20 protein-coding genes and 1 pseudogene are annotated in these 24,520 nt (G+C 71.6%); 6 read left to right on the plus strand and 15 right to left on the minus strand.

The window, feature by feature from the left end; all coding sequences use genetic code 11:
• The first annotated feature begins 44 nt into the window (after positions 1–44).
• A complete protein-coding gene (locus tag BEK98_RS04160) occupies positions 45–362 on the plus strand; it encodes a hypothetical protein (protein ID WP_244201739.1) in 318 nt (105 codons plus the stop codon).
• Positions 359–1,015 (plus strand): hypothetical protein, encoded by a 657-nt coding sequence (locus BEK98_RS04165; RefSeq protein ID WP_094214977.1) that lies wholly within the window; start codon positions 359–361, stop codon positions 1,013–1,015. The genes BEK98_RS04160 and BEK98_RS04165 overlap by 4 nt, the downstream gene beginning before the upstream one ends.
• 461 nt (positions 1,016–1,476) lie before the next feature.
• Here the strand turns inward: BEK98_RS04165 and BEK98_RS04170 are convergent, their stop codons facing one another.
• From BEK98_RS04170 to BEK98_RS04210, 10 genes and pseudogenes are all read right to left on the minus strand, one after another.
• Entirely contained in the window at positions 1,477–3,012 is a 1,536-nt protein-coding gene (locus BEK98_RS04170; RefSeq protein ID WP_167444083.1) for an NCS1 family nucleobase:cation symporter-1, read from the minus strand.
• 130 nt (positions 3,013–3,142) lie between these two features.
• Entirely contained in the window at positions 3,143–4,162 is a 1,020-nt protein-coding gene (locus BEK98_RS04175; protein WP_094214979.1) for a TIGR03842 family LLM class F420-dependent oxidoreductase, read from the minus strand.
• A gap of 11 nt (positions 4,163–4,173) precedes the next feature.
• Positions 4,174–5,616, minus strand: a complete 1,443-nt coding sequence (hydA, locus tag BEK98_RS04180; RefSeq protein WP_094214980.1) for a dihydropyrimidinase — start codon at positions 5,614–5,616, stop codon at positions 4,174–4,176.
• Between the two features lie 31 nt (positions 5,617–5,647).
• Entirely contained in the window at positions 5,648–6,490 is an 843-nt protein-coding gene (locus tag BEK98_RS04185) for a nitrilase-related carbon-nitrogen hydrolase (RefSeq protein ID WP_094214981.1), read from the minus strand.
• A 155-nt stretch (positions 6,491–6,645) separates the two neighbouring features.
• Positions 6,646–8,223 (minus strand): PucR family transcriptional regulator, encoded by a 1,578-nt coding sequence (locus BEK98_RS04190; RefSeq protein ID WP_094214982.1) that lies wholly within the window; start codon positions 8,221–8,223, stop codon positions 6,646–6,648.
• Between the two features lie 17 nt (positions 8,224–8,240).
• Positions 8,241–9,524, minus strand: coding sequence for an aspartate aminotransferase family protein (locus BEK98_RS04195; RefSeq protein ID WP_094214983.1), 1,284 nt, complete (start codon positions 9,522–9,524; stop codon positions 8,241–8,243).
• A complete protein-coding gene (locus BEK98_RS04200; protein WP_094214984.1) occupies positions 9,521–10,363 on the minus strand; it encodes a nitrilase-related carbon-nitrogen hydrolase in 843 nt (280 codons plus the stop codon). Before BEK98_RS04200 ends, BEK98_RS04195 begins: the two co-directional genes overlap by 4 nt.
• A gap of 158 nt (positions 10,364–10,521) precedes the next feature.
• The gene (locus tag BEK98_RS51240) at positions 10,522–11,157 is read right to left on the minus strand and encodes a hypothetical protein (protein ID WP_425276586.1); all 636 of its coding nucleotides are present in this window, start codon (positions 11,155–11,157) and stop codon (positions 10,522–10,524) included.
• Between the two features lie 1,131 nt (positions 11,158–12,288).
• Positions 12,289–12,798, minus strand: a pseudogene (locus tag BEK98_RS51245) (hypothetical protein); the annotation flags it as partial.
• Positions 12,799–12,946: 148 nt separating this feature from the next.
• A complete protein-coding gene (locus tag BEK98_RS04210) occupies positions 12,947–13,198 on the minus strand; it encodes a helix-turn-helix domain-containing protein (protein WP_094215064.1) in 252 nt (83 codons plus the stop codon).
• Positions 13,199–13,261: 63 nt separating this feature from the next.
• Here BEK98_RS04210 and map point away from each other — a divergent pair, with 63 nt between their 5' ends.
• Together map and BEK98_RS04220 are read left to right on the plus strand one after the other, a co-directional pair.
• Positions 13,262–14,029 (plus strand): type I methionyl aminopeptidase, encoded by a 768-nt coding sequence (gene map, locus BEK98_RS04215; RefSeq protein WP_094214986.1) that lies wholly within the window; start codon positions 13,262–13,264, stop codon positions 14,027–14,029.
• Between the two features lie 160 nt (positions 14,030–14,189).
• Positions 14,190–16,727, plus strand: a complete 2,538-nt coding sequence (locus BEK98_RS04220) for an ATP-dependent Clp protease ATP-binding subunit (protein ID WP_094214987.1) — start codon at positions 14,190–14,192, stop codon at positions 16,725–16,727.
• Between the two features lie 3 nt (positions 16,728–16,730).
• On the opposite strand, the gene ggt is transcribed toward BEK98_RS04220, so the two are convergent.
• Entirely contained in the window at positions 16,731–18,530 is a 1,800-nt protein-coding gene (ggt, locus tag BEK98_RS04225) for a gamma-glutamyltransferase (protein WP_208642999.1), read from the minus strand.
• Positions 18,531–18,672: 142 nt separating this feature from the next.
• Here ggt and BEK98_RS04230 point away from each other — a divergent pair, with 142 nt between their 5' ends.
• Positions 18,673–19,410, plus strand: a complete 738-nt coding sequence (locus BEK98_RS04230) for a hypothetical protein (protein WP_094214988.1) — start codon at positions 18,673–18,675, stop codon at positions 19,408–19,410.
• A 99-nt stretch (positions 19,411–19,509) separates the two neighbouring features.
• On the plus strand, positions 19,510–21,075 hold the full coding sequence (locus tag BEK98_RS04235) for a CocE/NonD family hydrolase (RefSeq protein ID WP_094214989.1): 1,566 nt from the start codon (positions 19,510–19,512) through the stop codon (positions 21,073–21,075).
• A 121-nt stretch (positions 21,076–21,196) separates the two neighbouring features.
• On the opposite strand, the gene BEK98_RS04240 is transcribed toward BEK98_RS04235, so the two are convergent.
• The 4 genes from BEK98_RS04240 to pcaDC are packed head-to-tail and all read right to left on the minus strand — an operon-like array spanning position 21,197 to position 24,417.
• Positions 21,197–21,616, minus strand: a complete 420-nt coding sequence (locus BEK98_RS04240; RefSeq protein WP_094214990.1) for a DUF6278 family protein — start codon at positions 21,614–21,616, stop codon at positions 21,197–21,199.
• Between the two features lie 15 nt (positions 21,617–21,631).
• Positions 21,632–22,411, minus strand: coding sequence for an exodeoxyribonuclease III (locus BEK98_RS04245; RefSeq protein WP_094214991.1), 780 nt, complete (start codon positions 22,409–22,411; stop codon positions 21,632–21,634).
• Positions 22,412–22,447: 36 nt separating this feature from the next.
• Positions 22,448–23,083: an MBL fold metallo-hydrolase gene (locus BEK98_RS04250; RefSeq protein WP_094214992.1), complete on the minus strand. Its 636-nt coding sequence runs from the start codon at positions 23,081–23,083 to the stop codon at positions 22,448–22,450.
• A gap of 44 nt (positions 23,084–23,127) precedes the next feature.
• Positions 23,128–24,417 carry a bifunctional 3-oxoadipate enol-lactonase/4-carboxymuconolactone decarboxylase PcaDC gene (gene pcaDC / locus BEK98_RS04255; RefSeq protein ID WP_094214993.1) on the minus strand — a complete coding sequence of 430 codons (1,290 nt, stop codon included), beginning with the start codon at positions 24,415–24,417 and terminating at the stop codon, positions 23,128–23,130.
• Positions 24,418–24,520 lie beyond the last annotated feature (103 nt).

A 24,520-nucleotide genomic window follows, 5' to 3' on the forward strand; every position in this document is an offset into this window, starting at 1 on the left:
TCCCGGACCGGCCGGACACGCACGCCCTGGAAGGAGGGGATACGGTGACGAACTCCGCACCGGCGCCCGGCACCCCGGAACCGTACGTGGAGATGACGCGGGCCGACTACGCCGCGCACTACACGACCGGCCTGCGGGTCGAGGCCGCCGACGACGGGGTGGCCGTGCTGCACGGCCGGTGTCCCCGTTGCGGTTGCGTGTTCAGCTACACGCACACCGACCGGGTCTTCCGCTCCCCGCGCCGGACCCCCCGGCCGACGCATGTCCCGGTGCTCTGCGAGTGCGAGGCCGAGCACCCCGGGCGGCCGCCCGAGGAGAAGGGGTGCGGCGCCTACTGGAACGTCCTCGTGGAGCGGGCATGACCCAGCGGTGGAGCGTACGGCCGGGCCCTCCCGCGACCCGTGCCGACCGCCACGCGGCACGGCTGACCCGGGAGTTGCTCAGCGGGGAGCTGGCCCGCGCCCGGGAGGCGGCGCTCGCCTGGCGCAACGGGCTCGCGGCCCTCTTCGTCGGACTGCTCGGCTTCGGCCTGATCAAGGGCCGTACCGACGTGGGGAAGCTGGCCTCTCCGTACGACGCCCTGGTGGGCGGCGCGCTGCTGCTGTGCCTGGTGTTCGGCACGCTCGGCGCGCTGCTGCTGCTCCGGGCGGCGCACGGGGCACCCGCCGGGGTACGGCTGCCCGCCGGCGTACCCGCCGCGGCCACCGCGCTGCACCTGGGCGACCACATGGAGACCCGCCGCACGGTACGGGCCCTCACCCGTGGGGTGGTGCTCACGATCGCCTGCGGGGCGATGCTCGTCGCCGGCGTGGCGCTGACCTGGTACGGCCCCGAGAAGGACGGACCCCGGATCCTGGTGCGCACCCCGTCCGGGGACGTGTGCGGCAAGCCGGTGCGCACGGACGCCGGACGCCTGCTCGTCAAGACGGACACCGGCGAGGTCACGGTACGACTCGCCCAGGCGGAGGCGCTGGCCGCGGTCGACGACTGCCCCGGGGGCCCGCCCGCCGAATGACCCCGGCCGCCGGGACGGGCCGCGGCGGCGACGCCCATCCTCCGGTGGCACGCCTCGCCGCCGACAGCACCGGGCAAACCGACCACCGGTCGAACCGGGCGCCGGGGCCGGCCCTCGCTCAGGCGGCCTCCGCCGCGTCCTCCCTCCGCCTGGTCAGCAGCGTCAGCACCACGCCTGGGCGGAGGCGCTGGCCGCGGTCGACGACTGCCCCGGGGGCCCGCCCGCCGAATGACCCCGGCCGCCGGGACGGGGCCTCGGCGGGAACGCACATCCCTCCGGTAGTACGCCCCGCCACCGACCGCTCCCGACGGACCGGCCACCGGTCGGACCGGCGCTGGGGCGGGCCGCTTCCCGTTGGTACGCCCCACCGTCGACGGCACCCGGCAGACCGGCCACCGGTCGGACCAGCCGCCGCTCAGACCCGGCCACCGGTCGGACCGAGCGGCGAAACGGGCCCTCGCTCAGGCGGCCTCCGCCGCGACCTCCCTCCGCCCGGTCAGCAGCGTCAGCACCACGTACAGCACCAGCGACGTCCCGAGGCCCACCGCCCAGCCGTAATCCGCAAGGGACTTGAGGGCCGGGATGGGCCGGCCGTCGATCAGCGGATGGAAGTCCGCGCCGCCGATCGCTAGGACGCCGCCGACCACGAAGGCGAACACGGCACGCCAGTTCCAGCCGCCCGCGTACCAGTAGCGGCCGCCCGTGCGGTACAGGTCGGCGAGGACGAGGCGGGTGCGGCGCAGGATCCAGTAGTCGGCGACGAGGATGCCCGCGACCGTGCCGAGCAGGCCGCCGACCAGGCCGAGCCAGGTGAAGATGTAGCCCTGCGGGTCGGAGTACAGCTTCCACGGGAAGATCAGCACGGCGAGGACCGAGGTGATCAGGGCGCCGGTGCGGAAACTGATCCTGCGGGGCGCGACGTTGGAGAAGTCGAAGGCCGGGGAGACCAGGTTGGCCGCGATGTTCACGGAGAGGGTCGCCACCAGCACGGTGACCAGGGCGTAGACCAGGCCGACCACGTTGTCCGTCTTGGCCGCGAGCTGGACCGGGTCCCAGACCGCCTGGCCGTAGACCGCCTGCGATCCGGAGGTGACGAGCACGGAGAGGAAGGCGAAGAGGGTCATCGTGGTCGGCAGGCCGAGGGCCTGGCCCCAGGTCTGGGCCTTCTGGCTCTTGCCGTAGCGGGTGAAGTCGGGGATGTTCAGCGACAGCGTGGACCAGAAGCCGATCATGCCCATGAGGGAGGGCCAGAACAGCTTCCAGAAGTCGCCGCCCCAGCCCAGCTTGGAGGGCTGGTCGAACAGCGGGCCGACGCCGCCGGCCTTGCTGCTCATCCACCACAGCATCACGAACGCGCCGACGAGCACGAAGGGCGCGGCCCAGTTCTCGAAGCGGCGGATGGTCTCCATGCCCCGGTAGATGATGGCGACCTGGATCACCCAGAAGATCGCGAAGGACAGCCACATGGTCCAGGCGTAGCCGCCGATGTGCGAGGCGTTGGCCCAGCTGTCGCCGATCAGCTTGCCGGCGAGGAAGTAGATGGCCTCGCCGCCGATCCAGGTCTGGATGCCGAACCAGCCGCAGGCCACCAACGCCCGTACGACAGCGGGCAGGTTGGCGCCGCGCACCCCGAAGGAGGCACGGGCGAAGACCGGGAAGGGGATGCCGTACTTGGGGCCCGCGTGCCCGGTGAGCAGCATCGGCACCAGCACGACCAGGTTGGCGAGGGCGATGGTGAAGACGGCCTGCTTCCAGTCCATGCCGACCGCGATCAGCCCGGACGCGAGGGTCCAGGAGGCCGTGTTGTGGGCCATGCCGACCCACAGCGCGGAGAAGTTGTACGTCGTCCAGGTGCGCTTCGCCACGGGGACGGGGAGCAGGTCCTCGTTGGCGTAGGGGCCGCTGGGCTGCGGCGAACCAGGGGCGATCTCCACCCGGCCGTCGGCGCGGGTGACTTGAGCGGTCGGCGGTATGGCCGTGGGAGCGGTGTCGGTCATGGGCAGGCCAATCAAAGAAGGGTGGGACGGGGAGAGGCCGTGCGGGTGGCTCCTGTGGGGGGTGCGCGGAGAGCGCCCTGGCCCCCTTCCCCGGACGACGGGAAGGGGGAGATCAACGGGTGTGCTGCGGTCAGGCGTTGAGGGCCGGGATCACCGTCGTGCCGTAGGCGTCGATGGTGGCTTCCTGGGCGTCGTGCATGTCGTACACCGCGAACTGGTCGACACCCAGCTCGCGCAGTGCGGTGAGTTTCTCGATGTGCTTCTCGGCCGGCCCGATGACGCAGAACCGGTCGACGATCTCGTCGGGCACGAACTCGGTGTCGGGGTTGTCGCTGCGCCCGTGGTGGGAGTAGTCGTACCCCTCGCGTGCCTTGATGTAGTCGGTGAGTTCGTCGGGGACCTGGCCGGAGTGCTCGCCGTACTTGGCGACCAGGTCGGCCACGTGGTTGCCGACCATGCCGCCGAACCACCGGCACTGGTCGCGTGCGTGGGCGAGCGCCTCGGGCGAGTCGTCCGCGGTGACGTAGGCGGGGGCGGCGACGCAGATCTTCACCTCGGAGGGATCCCGTCCGGCGGCGACGGCCGCGTCCTTCACGGCCTTGACCATGTACTCGGTCAGGTACAGGTCGGACAGCTGGAGAATGAACCCGTCGGCCTCCTCGCCGGTCATCTTCAGGGCCTTGGGGCCGTACGCGGCCATCCACACGGGGAGTTCGGCGCCCGGCTTGATCCACGGGAACCTGACGACCGTACCGCCGAGGTCGGCCTCCTCGCCCCGGCCCAGGGCGCGGATGACCTTCATGGCCTCGCTGATCCGGGCCAGGGTGTTGGGCTTGCGGCCGGCGACGCGCATCGCGGAGTCGCCGCGGCCGATGCCGCAGACGGTGCGGTTGCCGAACATGTCGTTGAGGGTGGCGAAGGTGGAGGCGGTGACCTCCCAGGTGCGGGTGCCCGGGTTGGTGACCATCGGGCCGACCGTCAACTTCGTGGTGTTGGAGAGGATCTGACTGTAGATTACGAACGGCTCCTGCCACAGCACGGCGGAGTCGAAGGTCCAGCCGTACGTGAAGCCGTTGCGCTCGGCCCGTTTCATCAGGCTGATGACGCGGGAGGCCGGCGGGTCGGTCTGCAGGACGAGTCCGAAGTCCATGAGCGCCACTCCTAGTTGAGGTACTGACAGGTGGAGCGCGGGGTGTAGACGCCGTGCCCGGCGTGTCCCGTGTACTCCCGCTCGGTGATGACGGGTTCGCCGCGCGAGAGCACCGTCTCGACCCGTCCGGTCGTCCGCCTGCCCTCGTACGCCGAGTAGTCGACGTTCATGTGGTGGGTCTCGGCGGACATGACCTGCTCGGCGTGCGGGTCGTAGATGACGACGTCGGCGTCGGCGCCCGGGGCGATGGTGCCCTTCTTCGGGTACATGCCGAACATACGGGCCGGGGTGGCGCAGGCGATCTCGATCCAGCGGCGGCGGGAGATGTGCCCGTCGACGACGGCCTGGTGCAGCAGGTCCATCCGGTTCTCGACGCCCGGCAGGCCGTTGGGGATCTTGGAGAAGTCGCCGCGGCCCAGCTCCTTCTGGCCCACGAAGCAGAAGGGGCAGTGGTCGGTGGAGACCACCTGGAGGTCGTTGGTGCGCAGGCCCTGCCACAGCTTGGCCTGGTGCTCGCGCGGCCTCAAGGGCGTACTGCACACGTACTTCGCGCCCTCGAAGTCGGGCTCGGCGAGGTTGTCGGTGGACAGGAACAGATACTGCGGGCAGGTCTCGCCGAAGACGTTCAGCCCCTCGTCCCGCGCCCGCGCCAGCTCGGCCACCGCCTCCATGGCCGAGACGTGCACGACGTACAGGGGCGCGCCGGCCACCTGGGCGAGCCTGATGGCCCGGTGGGTGGCCTCGGCCTCCAGCAGGGCCTTGCGGACCTCGCCGTGGTACCGGGGATCCGTCTCTCCCCGGGCCAGCGCCTGCTCGACCAGCACGTCGATCGCGATGCCGTTCTCCGCGTGCATCATGATCAGGCCGCCGTTGTCGGCGGAGCGCTGCATGGCGCGCAGGATCTGGCCGTCGTCGGAGTAGAAGACCCCCGGGTAGGCCATGAACTGCTTGAAGGAGGTGACACCCTCCTCCACCAGCAGATCCATCTCCTTCAGCGTCTCCTGGTTCACATCGGAGACGATCATGTGGAAGGCGTAGTCGATCGCGCAGTTGCCCTCGGCCTTGGCGTGCCAGGCGTCCAGGCCCTCGCGCAGGGTGTGGCCGACGCTCTGCACCGCGAAGTCGACGATGGTGGTCGTCCCGCCCCAGGCGGCCGCGCGGGTGCCGGTCTCGAAGGTGTCGGAGGCGAAGGTGCCGCCGAACGGCAGCTCCATGTGGGTGTGGGCGTCGACGCCGCCCGGGATGACGTACTTCCCGGTGGCGTCGATGACCCTCCCCCACCCTTCGGGCGGGGATGCCCCCATCTCGCTTCGCTCGGCGGTGAACGCCTCGGCTGCGGGGGTGCCGGAGGCGGCGAGGGCGGCGATGCGGCCGTCCTCGATCAGCACGTCGGCGTGGATCTCGTCGGACGCGGTGATGACGAGACCACCGCGGATGACGGTACGGCTGCTCATGATCCCTCTCCTCCCAGGATGAACGGTTCGGTCAGGGTGCGGTCAGCGGTCCGTACGCCGCCGGGTTCCGGTCGCGGTAGAACTGCCAGCGGTCGCGGACCTCGCGGAGCTTCGCCAGGTCCAGGTCGCGTACGACGAGTTCGGTCTCCTTGTCGCTCGCCACCTCGCCGACGAACTGGGCCTCCGGGTCCACGAAGTACGTGGTGCCGTAGAAGTCGTTGTCGCCCAGGTCCTCCACGCCGACCCGGTTGATCGCGCCCACGAAGTACTCGTTGGCGACGGCCGCCGCCGGCTGCTCCAGCTGCCACAGGTAGCGGGACAGGCCGCGCGAGGTGGCCGAGGGGTTGAAGACGATCTCGGCGCCGCCGAGGCCGAGCGCACGCCAGCCCTCCGGGAAGTGGCGGTCGTAGCAGATGTACACGCCGATCTTCCCGACGGCCGTCTCGAAGACGGGCCAGCCGCTGTTCCCCGGGCGGAAGTAGAACTTCTCCCAGAATCCCTGGACCTGCGGGATGTGGGTCTTGCGGTACTTGCCCAGGTAGGAGCCGTCCGCGTCGATCACGGCCGCGGTGTTGTACAGGACACCGGGCTGCTCCTCCTCGTACATCGGCAGGACGAGGACGATGCCCAGCTCCTTCGCGAGCGCCTGGAAGCGCTTGACGGTGGGGCCGTCCGGGATCTGCTCGGCGTACTCGTAGAACGCCTTGTCCTGGACCTGGCAGAAGTAGGGGCCGTAGAACAGCTCCTGGAAGCACAGAACCTGGGCGCCCTGCGCGGCGGCGTCGCGGGCCGCCTGCTCGTGGACCTGGATCATGGATTCCTTGTCGCCGGTCCAGGCCGTCTGGAACAGGGCGGCACGGATCACTCGGCTCATCGGGACCTCCGGTAGCTCGGTGTACGGCGAGCCTAGAAAGCCCGGAAGGGCCGTTCGATTGGCAGCGTGTCACGTCTGCGGGCGGTCGGCGTGCCACCGTGTCACGCGTCTGCGAGCGCATGTTTCACCGCCGTTTTCCCAGGTCGTGGCATGTTTCACCCCTGTTGCGCGTCATGCGCGAGGAGCGCGATGTGCACGGAGGCCGCCTGCTCGAAGTCGTCGAGGTCGACGCCCAGCCGGGTCTGTATCGCCTCCAGGCGCCGGTAGAGGGCGGGCCGGGAGACATGGTGGAGCTGGGCGGTGCGGGACTTGTTGCGCCCGGTCGCCAGGTAGGTGCGCAGCACGTTCAGCAGCTCCTGGTCGGCCCCGCACAGCAGCCCGTCCAGCTCGCGCTCGGCGAAGGACTGCACCTGCGGGTCGTCCCTCAGCAGCCGGATCAGGCCGCGCAGATGGACGTCCCTGAGGCGTACGACGGCCGGCAGGTCGAGGGCGGCCGACGAGTCGGCCACGGCGTCGGCGACATGCCGGGCCTCGCGCAGCCCGGCCGGCACGTCGTCCCAGTCGGTGCGCGGATCGGCGGCGGCGACCACCGCGTGCGGCTCCCCGGTCTCGGTCCGCAGCCGGGCCGCGAAGTGCGCGGCCAGCACCTCGGCCTGCTGGTCGCGGGCGAGGCTGAGCAGCACCGCGGTGGCACCGTCGGCCAGCTCCGCGACGAGCCCGGACAGGCCCAGCACCCGCAGCACCCGCTCGAGTTGGCCCGACTCCCCGCCCGGGACGACGAGGGGCACGAAGGTCCGCCGGTTCACCGGCAGCCCGGCCGCCCGCGCCCGGGGCAACAGCTGCCTGGCCGGTACGACTCCGGAGACGAGGTCGGTCACCAGGCTCTGCGCGGACTGCTCCTCCCAGCTGTGGGCGGAGCCGCCGCCGAGCATGCGGTGCAGCACCAGGGCCTCGGCGGCCCGGTCGGCGAGCAGCCGCCCGGTGGCCGTGTCGCCCCGGTACCCGCACAGCAGCAGCCGGCCCCACCGCTCCCCGCGGCCGCCCAGTTCGGCGTGGATCCAGCCGTCGCCCACGCTGCCGCCGGCCTGCCGGGCGATCCGCTCCCAGTCGCGCAGCACGTCGTCCACCGCGGGCCGCTCCCCCGCCGTGGCGAGGACGCGGTGGGCGAGGTTGGTGACGACGACCGGGCAGCCGCTGTGCTGGGCGACCTCGTCGAGCAGCCGCTGCAGCGGAGCGCCCGCGGTGATCAGCCCGGTGAGGGCGGTCCGTACCGTCTCCGACAGGCTCACGGCGGCGAACTTCCGCCGCACCAGCCGGGACTGGACCTCCTCGGTCAGCTCGGCGAAGGGGAACGGCCGGTGCAGGACGACCATGGGCAGCCCGCACCGCTCGGCGGCCCGGCGCATCACCTCGGGCGGCGCGGGAAAGGCCCGGCCGAGCCCGAGCACGACGGCCGCGGCCTCCGCCCGGTGCAGGGACTGGATGTACTCGACCTGCTTGGCCTCGTCACCGGCGAGCAGCACACCGGTGGTGAGCACCATCTCGCCTCCGCTGAGCATCACGCCGACGTCGGCGGCCTCGGCGACATGCACCCAGCGCACCGGCCGGTCGAGCTGCCCGGCCCCGGCCACCACCTCGGGCTCCCCGGCCTGCACCCGCTCCAGGGTGAGCACCTGGCGGACGGAGAGGGCGGGTTCGAAGCCGGTGTGCGAAGTCACCGAGGTGGTGGTCATGGTGGTACACCCGTTCTCTAGTAAGCGCTCCTCAGCGCGCGTTCGAGGATCGTCGCGCCCTCCTCGGCCTCCGCGACGGTCAGTGACAGCGGTGGGGCGATGCGCAGGGCGCTGGTGTTGTGGCCGCCGCCCTTGCCGATCAGCAGTCCGCCCTCGCGGGCCGCCTCCAGGACGGCGGAGGCAGCCTGCGGATCGGCCTCGTCCGTCCCCGGCCTGACCAGCTCGACGCCGATCATCAGCCCGCGCCCGCGCACCTCCCGCACGCCCGGCAGCTGGGCGGCGACGCCCCGCAGCCGCTCGATGAGCAGTCCGCCGACGCGCCGGGCGTTGCCCTGCAGGTCGTGTTCGACGAGGTAGGCGAGGTTGGCGAGGCCGGCGGCCATGGTGATCTGGGTGCCGCCGAACGTCGAGATGCTGTTGGCGTCCAGGCAGTTCATGATCTCGGCGCGGGCGATCACCCCGCCGATGGACGCGCCGTTGCCGATGCCCTTGGCGAAGGTGACCATGTCCGGCGGGCCGCTGCGGGCGTGCGCCTGCCAGCCCCAGAAGTGGTCGCCGGTGCGGCCCCAGCCGGTCTGCACCTCGTCGGCGATCCACAGGATGCCGTGTTCCTTCAACACGTCACGGAAGGCCGCGTACAGCCCGTCCGGCGGGGAGGTGAAGCCGCCGACGCCCTGGATGGGCTCGGCGATCAGGGCGGCCGGCGGGCGGGTGTGCCCGAGGATGTCCTTCAGGTCCTCCACACACGCCTCGATGAACGCCCGGTCGTCCAGCGCGGCGAACGGGCCCCGGGTACGGACACCGCCGTGGACGTACAGGGTCTGCAGCGGGGACAGCGAGGTCGGGGACCAGCTGCGGTTGCCGGTGATGCCGACGGCGCTGAAGGAGCGGCCGTGGTAGCTGTTGCGCATGGCCAGGACCGTGTTGCTGCGCCGGTAGGCGGTGGCGAGGAGCAGGGCGGTGTCGTTGGCCTCGGTGCCGGAGGTGGTGAAGAAGACGCGGGCGTCCGGGACACCGCTCAACTGGGCGATGCGCTCGGCGAGTTCGACCATCGGCCGGTTGAGGTAGAGCGTCGAGGAGTGGATGATCCGGCCGGCCTGCTCACTGACCGCCTTGGTCACCTCGGGCAGGGCGTGCGCGGTCATGGTGGTGAGGATGCCGCCGAAGAAGTCCAGGTACCTGTTTCCGGCGGAGTCCCAGACGTACCGCCCCTCGCCGTGGGTGATCTCCAGCGGCTCGTCGTAGTAGAGGGCCAGCCAGTCCGGCAGGACGTTGCGGTGACGGGTGTAGAGGTCGTTCACGGCTGCACCAGCCCTTCGTAGGCGTCGGGACGGCGGTCGCGGTAGAAGGCCCACTGCTGCCGCACTTCCTCGATGAGGTCGAAGTCCAGGTCCCGGACGACGAGTTCCTCGTCCTTGTCGCTGGCGACGTCACCGACGAACTGCCCGCGCGGGTTCACGAAGTACGACGTTCCGTAGAAGTCGTTGTCCCCGTACTCCTCCTGTCCCACCCGGTTGATGGCGGCGACGAAGTACTCGTTGGCGACGGCCGCGGCAGGCTGTTCCAGCTGCCACAGGTACGAGGACAGACCGCGGTGGGTGGCGGACGGGTTGTAGACCAACTGTGCGCCGTTCAGCCCGAGTTGCCGCCACCCCTCCGGGAAGTGCCGGTCGTAGCAGATGTAGACACCGACCTTGCCGACGGCCGTGTCGAAGACGGGCCATCCCAGATTGCCGGGTTTGAAGTAGTACTTCTCCCAGAAGCCCTTGACCTGCGGGATGTGATGCTTGCGGTACTTGCCGAGGTAGGTGCCGTCGCTGTCGACGACGGCGGCGGTGTTGTAGTAGAAACCGGACTGCTCGATCTCGAAGACCGGTACGACGATCACCATGCCGGTTTCGCGGGCGAGGTCCCGCATCCGGCGGACGGTCGGCCCGTCGGGTACCGGCTCGGCCCAGCGGTAGTGCTCCGGCTCCTGGACCTGGCAGAAGTAGGGGGCGTTGAAGACCTCCTGGAACCCGATGATCTTCGCACCCAGACGGGCCGCCTCGCGGGCGTGCTCCTCGTGTTTCGCCACCATGGACTCGGTGTCGCCGGTCCAGGTGGCCTGGACCAGTGCGGCACGTACGACGTTGGCCATGAGCTGCTCCTTCGACGCGACGTCCGAGCCTCTACGCCCGTAGAAACGGTCCGTAGAGGGACGAAAGTAAGCCTCGGGGAAGTCCTTGCCAAGACCATCGTCGTTAACCCGCTGAGTCGATCACGTTTCGCACTCCATAGGGTGAGCGGGCGGACGGCTCAGGCGGTGAAGCCGGCGACCCGGAGGGCATGCACCAGGTCCCAGTGGCGCTCCTGGGAGACACCCTGGGCGGCCTCGAGCAGCAGCGGGACGAGCCGACGCGGATCGGCGGCGACACTACGTGCGGCCTCCTCCGGCGTCCGCACGCGCACATAGGCGTCCAGCAGGGCCCGCACCTCCCGCCCCCGCCCCTCCCCGTCCAGCCCCAGCACGGCGGCCCCTATCTCCTCGGCCGGCCTGGCCACCCCCTGCCGCAGCATCTGCTGCCCGTCCGCGACCCGCCCGGCCGCCTCCAGCGCGTCGGCGGCGGCGACCAGCCGCTCGGCGGGCAGCGAGGCGGCCTCCCACAGCAGCGTGGCCCAGTCGGCACCGAGCCCGGCCCGCTGCAGCCGGTCCGCGAGCAGCGGGAACCGAGCGGCGGGCCACTGCGCGATCTCGACCAGCAGCACATGCGCCTCACCGGTACGCCCCTCCGTCCGCAGCCGCACCAGCCGCTCCACGGCCCCCGCCACGGCCGCCCCCGCCTCGGCGTCCACCACCGCCGCCACGGGCACCTCAACCGCCTCGACAGCCTCCGCCGCCCCGGCGAACCGGGCCCCCCGCGGGTTACGCCGCCCGCTGGACACCTCCGGCACGGCGGCAACGGGAGCCTGCGGTACGGCAACCGGGGCACCCGCATCCTCAACCATCCCGGCGAAACGGGCACTCCCGCGACGCCGCTTGCGGGGCTTGGCGGGGGCGGTCGCCTCAGGGGCAGACCCCGGGGTGACCTCATGGGTGGGGGATGCGGTGGGGTGCGTGGCGGACCGAGGGGCTGCCGGGTCGCTGGCGGACCATGCCAGGCGACTGTCCGTCGCCGGCGCGGCGGGGCGAGGGACTGCCGGGTCGGCGGCGGACCAGGCCGGGCCGGCATCCGTCGCCGGCGCGGCAGGGCGAGCGGCTGCCGGATCCGCGGCGGACCAGGCCGGGCGGCCGTCCGTCGCCGGCGCGGCGGGGCGAGCGGCTGCCGGATCGGCCGCGGACCAGGCCGGGCCGGCATCCGTCGCGGCGGGCCAAGGGCCCGGGTCCACCCCGGACTCCGCCCGACGAACCACGGGGCCGGGATCCGACCCGCCTGGCCGAGGGGACTGCTCGGCGAACCAGGGGTCGCGACCTCCGGCCGACCCGGCGAGCCGCCCATCGTGGCCGGCGGCCTGGGGATCGAGGGGCTGGTACGGCTCCGCCCCGGCGCCACGCCAGGCGGCACCTGGAGCCCCTCCCCCTCCGGACATGGCAGACCCGCCACCCCCGGCTGCCGCGACACCCCCAAGGCCCTCCGCACGAGACGTACGAGCCCGACCACCACCAAAGCCCTCTACACCGGGCACACTCGGGACGTCATCGCCACCCGCCCCCACGGCCGCGCCGAAGCCCCCTGCATGTGGCGTTCGCGACCCACCGGGGCCACCCACGGCCCCGGCACCACCGAAGCGTTCCGCTGCAGGCACCCGCGATCCACCATCGCCGCCCGCCCCGGCACCACCAAAGGCGCCACGCGACGCCCGCGACGCACCCGGCCCACCGGTGTCGCCGAACGTCCCGGCACCCCCCAGGCCCTCCGGACGCGACCCCCGCGGCCCACCGCCGTCCTCCACGCCCATGGCGCCGCCGAAGGCCCCGGCACCGCCCGCATGCGCCTCCGGCATCGCCGGTGCACCCTCGGCACCCGGCACTCCCCCATCGCCCCCACCCCGGGCCTCCGACCCGTCCAGGATCGGTACTCCCACCGCCCTGCGGTCCAACTCCTCGATCCGGTCCTGGAGTTCGGCGCAGCGGGCGGTGGCTCGTTCGTGGTCGTCCTGGGCCCAGGCGAGGTCCAGGCGGAGGGCGTCGGCCTCCTCGCGGGAGGGTGCCTCGGTGAGCAGGCGGCTCAGTTCGGCCTGGCGTTCCGCCGCGTACCGCTGTTCGCGGAGCATGACGTCGAGGCGGTCGCCGAGGGCGTCCCGGGCGCCGGGCCGGGCGTCGTACGCAGAAATGGCAGCGCCATGCAGGGCGCGGGCGCGTTCCCGCTCGGCCGCGGCCGCGGCGGGGCCGTACACCCCGCCGAGGTCCTGCAGCAGTGCCTCCACCACGTCCCACGGCGGCACCTCACGCCCGTCGAGGCAGGCCTGCATGCCCTCGGGGTCGCGTTGCCAGAAGACCCCGCACCACCCCCCGCCCTGATCCAGGCGCCCCAGGAGGCCGTCCAGGTAGTTCGCGAACTCCCGTACCCGAAGAGGGAGTTGATCCACAGCCATGCTCGACTCCCGCCCGACTGCCAGCACTCCGGCCGTTAGGCAACACCAGCTGTGTTACGGGCTTGCTACGCAGAGTTTTCCGGGAGTGTGCGGGCGGCTCATTACGCGATCTTGACTCTTGCGCGGACAGAGCCGCCACAGGCGTGTTTCAGACACCCGCCAGCACGCACCGCACCACCAGCTCGTCCATGGACAGTCCGAGCACCCGGGCCAGCGCGGCCACCGTGAAGAAGGCCGGGGTCGGCGCCCGCCCGGTCTCGATCTTGCGGAGGGTCTCGGCCGAGATGCCCGCCTCGGCGGCGACCTCGACCATGCTCCGCCCGCCGCGCGCCTCGCGCAGCAACCGCCCGAGCAGCTCGCCACGTTCACGCTCTTCAGGGGTAAGAGGGGTACGCACCATGGCGCCCATTCTAATACCGCCCCCATCCCCGCCCCCCATTCAAATACCGGTATAGTAATTGGCATGGTGGAACTGAAGACAGACACATCCATCGACGCGATGCACGCCGCGGGCCAGGTCGTCGCGCGAGCCCTGACAGCCGTACGCAAGGCCGCCGACGTCGGCGTCTCCCTGCTGGAGCTGGACGAGGTGGCCCGGGAGGTGCTGCGCGAGGCCGGGGCGTCCTCCCCGTTCCTCGGCTACCGCCCCTCCTTCGCCCCGACCCCCTTCCCGGCGGTGATCTGCACCTCGGTCAACGACGCGATCGTGCACGGCATCCCCACCCGCTACCGCCTCCGCGACGGCGACCTCGTCTCCGTCGACTGCGGCGCCGACCTGGACGGCTGGGTGGGCGACTCGGCGATCAGCTTCACGGTCGGCCGCCCCCGCCCGGCGGACCAGCGCCTCATCGACACCGCCGAGCGCGCCCTGGCGGCCGGGATCGAGGCAGCCGTCGTCGGCAACCGCATCGGCGACATCGCACACGCGATCGGCCGGGTGTGCCGCACGGCGGGCTACGGCATTCCGGCGGGCTTCGGCGGCCACGGCATCGGCCGCCACATGCACGAGGACCCAGGGGTCCCCAACGAGGGCCGCCCAGGCCGGGGCCTCCCCCTGCGCCACGGCATGGCCCTGGCCATCGAGCCCATGCTGATCGCCGGCGGCAAGGACGGCTACCACGAGGCACTCGACGGCTGGACACTGAGGACGAACGACGGTTCGCGTGCGGCCCACGCGGAGCACACCGTGGCCATCACGGAAGCGGGCCCGCGCATTCTCACGCAACGGTAGGACAGCCAACCCAGGGGCGCGGGGAACTGCGCGACCAGCCACAACAAAACCCGCAGCCGCCACACCACACCAGGCCCCTCATCACTAGGCGCCCCGCACATGCCGTCGCAGACAACTCGTGCCAAGGTGTTAGGAACACGCACCAAAGGAACGGAACGCCATGACCAACGGCTACCCTCCCGACCCCTTCGGTGATTTCCTGGGCCGCTTCCTCGGCGGAGCCCAAGGCGGAGCCCAAGGCCCCCGCCACATCGACATCGGCCGCCTGCTCAGCCAGCCGGCCCGGGAGATGGTGCGAGGGGCCGCCCAGTACGCCGCCGAGCACGGCAGCCGGGACCTGGACACCCAGCATCTGCTGCGGGCGGCCCTGTCCGCCGAGCCCACCCGCACCCTGCTGAGCAGGGCCGGCGCGGATCCCGACTCGCTCGCCACGGAGATCGACGACCGCGCGGGCCCCGTCCAGCACCCGCCGGGCGAGGCGCCCCCGCCGACGTCGCTCTCGCTCACCCCGGCCGTCAAGCGCGCCCTGCTGGACGCGCACGACCTGGCCCGGTCGGTGGGGGCCGGGTACATCGGCCCGGAGCACGTGCTCAGCGCGCTGGCCGCCAACCCGGACTCGGCGGCCGGGCACATCCTGCACGCGGCCCGCTTCTCGGCGGGCCCGCCCCCCGAGGCCCCGGAGGCCACCCAGGTCCGCACCGAGCGCCAGCGGCCCACCTCCACGCCGACGCTCGACAAGTACGGCCGCGATCTGACCGACCTGGCCCGGCAGGGCCGTGTCGACCCGGTGATCGGCCGCGACGAGGAGATCGAGCAGACCATCGAGGTGCTGTCCCGGCGCGGCAAGAACAACCCCGTGCTGATCGGCGACGCGGGCGTCGGCAAGACGGCCATCGTCGAGGGGCTGGCCCAGCGCATCGCGGACGGGGACGTACCGGACGTGCTGGCCGGGCGCCGGGTGGTCGCCCTGGACCTGACCGGGGTCGTCGCGGGCACCCGCTACCGGGGCGACTTCGAGGAGCGCATGAACAACATCGTGGAGGAGATCCGCGCCCACTCCGACCGCCTGATCGTCTTCATCGACGAGCTGCACACCGTCGTCGGCGCCGGTACGGGCGGCGAGGGCGGTGCGATGGACGCGGGCAACATCCTCAAGCCCGCACTGGCCCGGGGCGAGCTGCACATCGTGGGCGCGACCACGCTGGAGGAGTTCCGCAGGATCGAGAAGGACGCGGCGCTGGCCCGCCGCTTCCAGCCGATCCTGGTGCCCGAGCCGACCGTCGAGGACGCGATCGAGATCCTGCGCGGCCTGCGGGACCGGTACGAGGCCCACCACCAGGTCCGCTACACCGACGAGGCGCTGGTGGCCGCCGTGGAGCTGTCGGACCGCTATCTCACCGACCGGCACCTGCCCGACAAGGCGATCGACCTGATCGACCAGGCCGGCGCCCGGGTGCGCCTGGGCGCCCGGACGAAGGGCACCGACGTGCGCGCGATGGAGCGCGAGGTGGAGCAGCTCGTCTGTGACAAGGACCAGGCGGTCGCCGACGAGCAGTACGAGCGGGCCACCCAGCTGCGGGACAAGATCGGCGCGCTGAAGCAGCGGATCGCCGAGGCCAGCGGTGAGGACGAGGCCGACGAGGGGCAGAACCTGGAGGTGACGGCGGAGGCGGTCGCCGAGGTGGTGTCCCGGCAGACCGGCATCCCGGTCAGCCGGCTGACCCAGGAGGAGAAGGAGCGGCTGCTGGGCCTGGAGGCGCATCTGCACCAGCGGGTGATCGGCCAGGAGGAGGCGGTGAGCGTGGTCGCCGAGGCCGTGCTGCGGTCCCGCGCCGGGCTCTCCAGCCCTGACCGTCCCATCGGCAGCTTCCTCTTCCTCGGCCCGACCGGCGTCGGCAAGACCGAGCTGGCCCGCGCGCTCGCCGAGGCCCTGTTCAGCAGCGAGGACCGTATGGTCCGCCTCGACATGAGCGAGTACCAGGAGCGGCACACCGTCTCCCGGCTGGTGGGCGCTCCGCCCGGGTACGTCGGCCACGAGGAGGCCGGCCAGCTCACCGAGGTCGTGCGCAGGTACCCGTACTCGCTGCTTCTGCTCGACGAGGTGGAGAAGGCCCACCCGGACGTCTTCAACATCCTGCTGCAGGTCCTGGACGACGGCCGGCTGACCGACTCCCAGGGCCGCACGGTGGACTTCACCAACACCGTCATCGTGATGACCAGCAACCTGGGCTCCGACGTGATCATCCGGCGCGGTGCCGGGATCGGCTTCGGGCCGGGTGGCGCGGAGGCCGACGAGGAGGCGCGGCGCGAGCAGGTCCTGCGGCCGCTGCGCGAGCACTTCCGGCCGGAGTTCCTGAACCGGATCGACGAGATCGTGGTCTTCCGGCAGCTGACGAGCGAGCAACTGCGGCAGATCACCGATCTGCTGCTGGAGCACACCCGTCGCCTTCTGGACGGCCAGGGCGTCACGGTCGAGTTCACGGACGCGGCCGTCGACTGGCTCGCCGAGCGCGGCTACCAGCCCGAGTACGGCGCCCGCCCGCTGCGCCGCACCATCCAGCGGGAGGTCGACAACCAGCTGTCCCGGCTGCTGCTGGACGGCACGATCTCCCAGGGCGGCCGGGTCACGGTGGACGTCAGGGACGGACGGCTGGACTTCCGTGCCGAGCAGGCGCAGCCGTCCGCTCCCGAGGTGTGAGGGCTACGGCGCCGGATCCACCACCATCGCCGAGCCGCCGCCGCGTCGTACCTTCTCGGCGGCGGCCAGCCACCTGCCGTCCGGCAGCCGCTGGACGCCGGTCGCCGCGCCGATCTCCGGGTTCAGCTTGAAGCTGTGCCCGATGGCTTCCAGCTGGGTCCTCAAGTCGCTGTTGTACAGGCCTGGTTCGAGTTCGGTCTGGGCCGCGTTGCGCTGGCTGGCGCGCGGGGCGGCGATGGCGTCGACCAGCGGCAGGTGCCGGTCGAGGAACCCGGTGAGGGTCTGCAGCACGGTGGTGATGATGGTCGCGCCGCCGGGCGAACCGAGCGCCACCACCGGCTTGTTGTGCCGGTCGAGGACGATGGTCGGCGAGATGGAGGAGCGCGGCCGCTTGCCCGGCCCGGGCAGGTTCGGGTCGTGCACGGCCGGGTTGGCCGGGGCGAAGGAGAAGTCGGTCAGCTCGTTGTTGAGCAGGAATCCCCGGCCGGGCACGGTGATGCCGCTGCCGCCGGTCTGCTCGATGGTGAGCGTGTAGGAGACGACGTTGCCCCACTTGTCGGCCACGGTCAGATGGGTGGTGTTCTCGCCCTCGTACGTCGTCGGGGCCGCCGTGCCGCCGGTGTCGCAGGCGGCGGGGTGGCGCGGGTCACCGGGTGCGAGCGGGCTGCTGAGGACCGCGTCGTCCTTGATCAGGCAGGCGCGCGAGTCGGCGTACCGCTGCGACAGCAGATCCTTGGTCGGTACGTCCTCGAAGGCGGGGTCGCCGACCCAGCGGCCGCGGTCGGCGAAGGCGATGCGGCTGGCCTCGATGTAGTGGTGCAGGTACTGCACCTCACTGGCCTTCGAAAGGTCGGTCTTCTCCAGGATGTTGAGCGCCTCGCCGACCGTGGTGCCGCCGGAGGAGGAGGGCGCGATGGAGTAGACGTTCAGACCGCGGTACGAGGTCCGGGTGGGCTTCTGGAGCTTGGCGCCGTAGGCGGCCAGATCCTTCTCGGTCAGCTTGCCCGGGCGGGCATTCCAGCCCGAACCGGGGTCCACCGGCGGCTTGTTGACCGTGTCGACTATGTCGTCGCCGAGGTCGCCGTGGTAGATCGCGCCGACGCCCTTCCTGGCCAGCTCCTGGTAAGTGCGCGCCAGGTCCGGGTTCTTGAAGGTGGAGCCGACGACCGGGAGCTGTCCGTTCGGCAGGAACAGCTTGGCGGTGTCGGGGAAGTAGCGGAACCGGGTCTCGTTGGACGCGGTCTGCGAGCGGAAGGTGTCGTCCACGGTGAAGCCGTCGCTGGCTATCCGCTCGGCCGGCTTCAGGACCGTACCGAGGTTTCTGCTGCCCCACTGGTCCAGCGCCGTCTGCCAGGTGGCGGGCGTGCCCGGGGTGCCGACGCTCAGGCCGCTGCTGACGGCGTCGGCGAAGGCGAGCGGCTTGCCGTTCTCCGTGAACAGGGTGGAGTCGGCGGTCAGCGGCGCGGTCTCGCGGCCGTCGATGGTGTGCACCGTACGGGACTTGGCGTCGTAGTAGACGAAGTACCCGCCTCCGCCGATGCCGGCCGAGTAGGGCTCGGTGACGCCGAGCGCCGCCGCGGTGGCGACGGCCGCGTCGACCGCGTTGCCACCCTTCCTGAGCACCTCGATGCCGGCGGCCGAGGCGTCCGCGTCGACGCTGGCCACGGCGCCGCCGTAGCCGACGGCCACCGGGACCTTCGCAGGCGTCTCGCTCGTCGGGGTGGGCGGAGCAGCCGCTCCCACCGACACCACTGCGGCCGAGACCGCCACCACCGCCAGTTTCCGCGCGCCAGGCCGACCCATCCGTACCTCCCGTCGGGACCGTCCGCGCAGCGTAACCAGATTGCCGTAACGCCAACAGTACGCCTCGGTCGCCCGCCACACGACTGTCACACATCGAACACGGGTACGTAGCCGTCGCCCGCGCCCGCTACCATGCGCGGCCATGAACGACGACGTGCGCAACATCGTCCTGGGCCTGGTGGCGACCGGGATATCGGCCTCGCTGGGCTGGCTCGCCCGTACGTATCTGTGGCGCCGCAAACTGCGCCGCAAGCAGGCGTTCTTCGGGTTGCCCGAGAACTCGGAGTCCCTGCTCGTCGTCAATCGCGACCCGGCCACCGCGGAGCCGGCCGTCCACCGCTTCGACGTCTTCGCGCTCCTGGAGCTGTCCGCCCTCATCAAGGACTGCGGGGCCAACCTGCAGATGGTGACGCAGGACGCGACCCACCAGGGGTTCGGCGAGCGCACCGAGTTCTGCGTGGGCGGCCCGGCGTCCAACCGCAGGATGCTGGCCCACATGGCGGCGATGCTCCCCGGCATCCGCGTGAACATCGACCCCGAACCCGGCCCGGACCGGGGCGCCTTCCAGATCGGCGGCGAGCGGTACCGCATGGAGCCGGGCTTCACCGAGTACGTCCTGCTCGCACGGCTCAGCACCGGAGGGCAGACCCGGCCGGTGTTCCTCTTCTGCGGACAGCGGGCCATCACCAACCAGGCCGCCACCCGCTATCTCGCACGCAACCACGAGCGGTTGCACCGCAAGCACGGCAACAACTCCTTCGTCATCCTGCTGAAGGTGGTCAACTCCCAGGCGTACGGCCCCGATCTGGTCGAGCTGGTCGCGGACGTGACGCGGGCGGCACAGACGCCACTGCCGAAACCCGAGCCCGCGCAGCCGTAAAAACCTTTACCGGTGCGTAACTTACCGACGGGTTACTTACGGTAAGGTCCGCCGGTTACCGTCGAGTCACTTTGCACTGACACGAGTGAGGAGTGACCCATGGGACACGGTCGCACCACCCTGCGGACTTCCGCCGTAGGAGTCGTCTCCGCGGCGCTGATCGCGGGGACCGTCGTCGGCCTGGCTCCGGCCGCGCAGGCCGCCCCGTCCGTACGCTTCGTGGACATCAGCGGCGACGGCGGCACCGTACTGAAGGCGAACGTCGTCACGCCCGCGGGCGCCGACGGCTCGCACAGCTACCCGCTCATCGTGCTGCCCACGAGCTGGGGCCTGCCCCAGGTGGAGTACTTCGCGCAGGCGCAGAAGCTCGCCGACGCCGGGTACGTGGTGCTCACGTACAACGTGCGCGGGTTCTGGCAGTCAGGCGGCGAGATAGAAGTGGCGGGTCCGCCGGACATAGCGGACGCCTCCAAGGTCATCGACTGGGCGCTCGCCAACACCCCCGCAGACCCTCGGCACATCGGCATGGCGGGCGTCTCCTACGGCGCCGGCATCAGCCTGCTGGCCGCCGCCCACGACAAGCGCATCAAGGCGGTCGCCGCGCTCAGCGGCTGGGCCGACCTGATCGACTCGATCTACTCGGGCCGCACCCAGCACGTCCAGGCGGCCGCCCTACTGGACGGCGCGGGCATCCTCACCGGCCGCGAGAGCCCCGAACTCAGGGAGATCTTCGACAACTTCTACGCGTCCAACCTGACGAAGGAACAGGAGATGATCGACTGGGGGCGGAAACGTTCCGTCGCAACCTACGTCGACCAGCTGAACAAGAACGGCGCCGCGGTCATGATGGCCAACGCCTGGGGCGACACCATCTTCCCGGCCAACCAGTACGCCGACTTCTACGAGAAGCTGACGGTCCCGAAGCGGCTCGAGATGCGCCCCGGCGACCACGCCACCGCCGAGGCGACCGGCCTGTTCGGGCTGCCCAACGACGTGTGGACGGACACCGGGCGGTGGTTCGACCACTACCTCAAGGGCGCCGACAACGGCATCGACCGCGAACAGCCCGTCCAGCTGAAGTCCCGTAGCGCGGGGGGATACGAGGGCTACCCGGACTGGAAGTCGGTCGGCGCGACCCGCCGCAAGCTCGCGCTCGCGGGCTCCACCACCATCCACGCCAACGTCGACTCGGGCGCGGACGGCGGGATCGTCTTCCTCTCCAGCATCCTGGACCAGGTCGCCCAACTGCCGCCCGTCGCCTCGATCCCGCTGCTGCCGCGCCGCTGGGCGGCCGTGTGGCAGTCGGAGCGGTACGGCACCGCCCAGCAGGTGCGGGGCACGGCCACGCTGCACACCACGCTCACCCCGACCAAGGAGAGCGGCACCCTCATCACCTATCTGTACGACGTGGGGCCGCTCGGCTTCGGGAAGCTGGTCACCAACGCGCCCTACACCTGGCACGACAAGACGCCCGGCGAGCCGTTCGACGTGAACCTGGACCTGTTCTCCACGGCCTACGACGTCCCCGCCGGACACCGCCTGGCGCTGGTCGTCGACACGGTCGACCCGCTCTACATCGAGCACAACCCGTCCGGCGCGCAGCTGACCTTCTCCTCGCCGCCGGACGACCCGTCGTACGTGTCCGTCCCCGTGCGCGAGCAGTGATCATCGGCTGCCGCCGGACGAGCCTGGCCCATGTATCCCGGTGCGGTTCGGCGAGATCACCGTCACCACTGGGATGAACGGCTCATCGTAGTCGAGGTCCACGACGCAGACGTAGTCGGCGTCAGGTCTCGGCGATCTCCGCGTACAGCTGCGACAGTTCGGGGACGCCGCTCGCGGCCCAGGCCCGGCCGGCGTCCACGACCTCGACCTCGCGGCCGGAGGCGAGCCGCAGGACGGGCTCGCCGTCGGACCTGATCTCCCAGGTGGCCCCGGGCACGGTGCGCACCACGACCGTGCCCAGGTACAGCCCCGCGTCGTTGCCCAGCCAGGGCAGGGTCTCCGCGTCGTCGCGCCAGCGCGGGACGAGCTGGTCCAGCGCCTCCAGGGAAGCCGGGGTGTCGTCGAGGCCGACATCCGCCTGGGCCGCCTGGGAGCGGAGCAGTTCACATTCGGACAGGAGCGCGGCGATCGACTCGGGGTCGGCCGGGAGCGCCGCGTCTCCGCTCTTGTGGTGCCGGTGGCCCAGGAACGGAAGGTGCATGGACCCAGCGTGGCATCACACGTCCAGGTCGACCACCACCGGCGCGTGGTCGGACGCGCCCTTGCCCTTGCGCTCCTCGCGGTCGACGTAGGCGTCCTTGACGGCCTTGGCGAAGGGCTCGTTGCCGTACACCAGGTCGATGCGCATGCCGCGGTTCTTGGGGAAGCAGAGCTGGCGGTAGTCCCAGTACGTGTACGGGTGGTCGTACTTCAGGGGGCGCGGGACGACGTCCGACAGGCCCGCCTCCTGGAGGGAGACCAGGGCGGCGCGCTCGGCGGGGGTGACATGGGTCAGGCCCTCGAAGGCGGCCACGTCGTAGACGTCGTCGTCGGTCGGCGCCACGTTGTAGTCGCCCAGCACCGCGAACGGGCGGCCGCCGGACGCGTCACCGGCGACGGCGGCCTTCAGGGCCTCGAACCACTGGAGCTTGTAGGCGTAGTGCGGGTGCTCCACCTCACGGCCGTTGGGCACGTACACCGACCAGACGCGGACCGGGCCGCAGGTCGCCGAGAGGGCGCGCGGCTCGGTCACGCCCTCGTAGCCGGGGTCGCCGGGCAGGCCCTTGACGACGTCCTCCAGGCCGACCCGGGAGAGCACCGCCACCCCGTTCCACCGGCCGGTCGCGTGGACCGCCGCCTCGTAGCCCAGCTCGCGCAGCTGCTCGAACGGGAACTGCTCCTCGGCGACCTTGGCCTCCTGGAGGCAGAGCACATCGGTGCCGCTGCTCTCCAGCCAGGCGAGCAGCCTCGGGAGGCGGGCGGTGATCGAGTTCACGTTCCAGGTAGCGATGCGCATGCCTCACAACCTACCTGGCGGGTCTGACAACGTCCCTCAGACGTTCGCCGAGGCCCCCGGGGTGAGCCGCTGGTGATCGGTGCCGCCCAGGGCGCCGATCTGGCGGTCGTAGATCGGACGGGCGAGGTCGGTCAGCAGGGCGTCGTGGATGTCGTAGGCGCGCTGCGGCTTCACCTCTCGGAGATAGTCGATGACCTCGGAGATCTTGTTCCAGGGTGCCTGGACCGGGAGCATCAGCGTCTCGACGGGCCGGCCGGGGACGGTGAGGGCGTCGCCGGGGTGGAAGACCCTGCCGCCGTCGATCAGGTAGCCGACGTTGGTGATGCGCGGGATGTCCGGGTGGATCACCGCGTGCAGCTCGCCGTGGACCTGCACGTCGAAGCCGGCTGCGGTGAAGGTGTCGCCGTGGCCGACGGTGTGCACCCGGCCGGGGAAGGCCGCCGTGATCAGGTCGGCCACGGACTTCAGGGTCCAGATCTCGGCGGCCGGGTTCGTCTCCAGGGCGGCCCGCAGCCGGCCCTCGTCGAAGTGGTCCGGGTGCTCGTGCGTGACCAGGATCGCGTCCGCGCCGACCGCCGCGTCCTGCTCGCTGAACCCGCCGGGATCGATCACGAGCGTCCGCCCGTCCTTCTCCAGGCGGACACAGGCGTGGGACTTCTTGGTGAGCTTCATGTCTCCCCATCCTGCCGTCTGCGCCGGACCGGGGCTCACCCGGCTCACTCGGCGGGGGTGGTCTCCTCGCGGATGACCTGCTGGGCCACCCGGAACGCGCTGTTCGCCGCCGGGACACCGCAGTACACGGCCGCCTGCAGCAGCACTTCCTTGATCTCGTCCGGCGTGAGGCCGTTGCGCAGGGCGGCGCGGGTGTGGAAGGCCAGCTCGTCCAGGTGACCGCCCGCGACCAGCGCGGTGAGCGTGACACAGCTGCGGGTGCGGCGGTCCAGGCCCGGCCGGTCCCAGATCTCGCCCCAGGCGTAGCGGGTGATGAACTCCTGGAAGTCGCCGGAGAACTCGTCGGCCTGGGCCAGCGCCCGGTCCACGTGCGCGTCGCCCAGCACCTCCCGGCGGACCTTCAGCCCGGTCTCGTACCGGTCGGGCGGCCCGAGCGGCTGCGGCGGTACGACGGCGGGGGCGATCTCGGCGACGGGTACGACCTGCGGCGCCGCCGTGAGCGCCGGGTTGACCGGAGCGGCCGGAAGGGCCGTCTGGCCGGTGTCGAAGGGCTGCTGCCAGGCGGTGGAGAAGTGCCGTACCAGCAGGTCGGTGACGGCGGCGGGCTGTTCCACCGGCACCAGGTGGGAGGCGCCGGGCACGACCGCGAGCCGGGCGTCCGGTATCCCCGCGACCAGGGTGCGGGCCTCGGCCGGTCCGGTGACCTGGTCGTCGGAACCGACCAGCACCAGGGTCGGCGCGTCGACCCGGGCCAGCTCGGGCCGCACGTCGAACCCGGCGAGGGCCTCGCAGGCGGCGATGTAGCAGCCCGGGTCGGTGGTGCGCACCATCTGTACGGCCCACTCGGTGATGGCGGGCTGCGCGGCGGCGAACCCGCCGGTGAACCAGCGCTCGGGCGAGGTCCGGGCGATCGGGTCGAGCCCGTTGGTCCGGACGATCACCCCGCGCTGGCGGAACTCGTCGGGGGTGCCGAACCGGGGCGAGGTGGCGACCAGCGCCAGCGAGGCGAGGCGCTGGGGGTGGCGCAGGGCCAGCTCGAGGCCGATCGCGCCGCCCAGCGCACAGCCGGCATAGCCGAAGCGCTGCACGCCGAGCGTGTCCAGCGTGACCAGCAGGCGGGCCGCCAGCTCGCCGACGGAACCGGCCGGGTGGGCGGGGGCGCCGCCGTGGCCCGGCAGGTCGAACCGGAAGACCCGCCACTGCTTCGTCAGCTCCGGGACCTGCCGGTCCCACATGTGCCACGTCGTCCCGAGGGAGGGGCCGAGGATGAGGACCGGGGCGTCTTCGGGGCCGTCGAAGCGGTACTGGAGGGCGGGGGTCTTCGTCTCACTCACTGCTCCACGCTAACCGGCACCGCCGAGCGCGCGGCTCACGGGCCCCCACTGTCCACACCGGACCCCTCGGAATCACCGGGGAACTCTCACACGGCCTTCACCT

This window comes from Streptomyces diastatochromogenes, assembly GCF_002242805.1.
Taxonomy (GTDB): Bacteria; Actinomycetota; Actinomycetes; order Streptomycetales; family Streptomycetaceae; genus Streptomyces; species Streptomyces diastatochromogenes.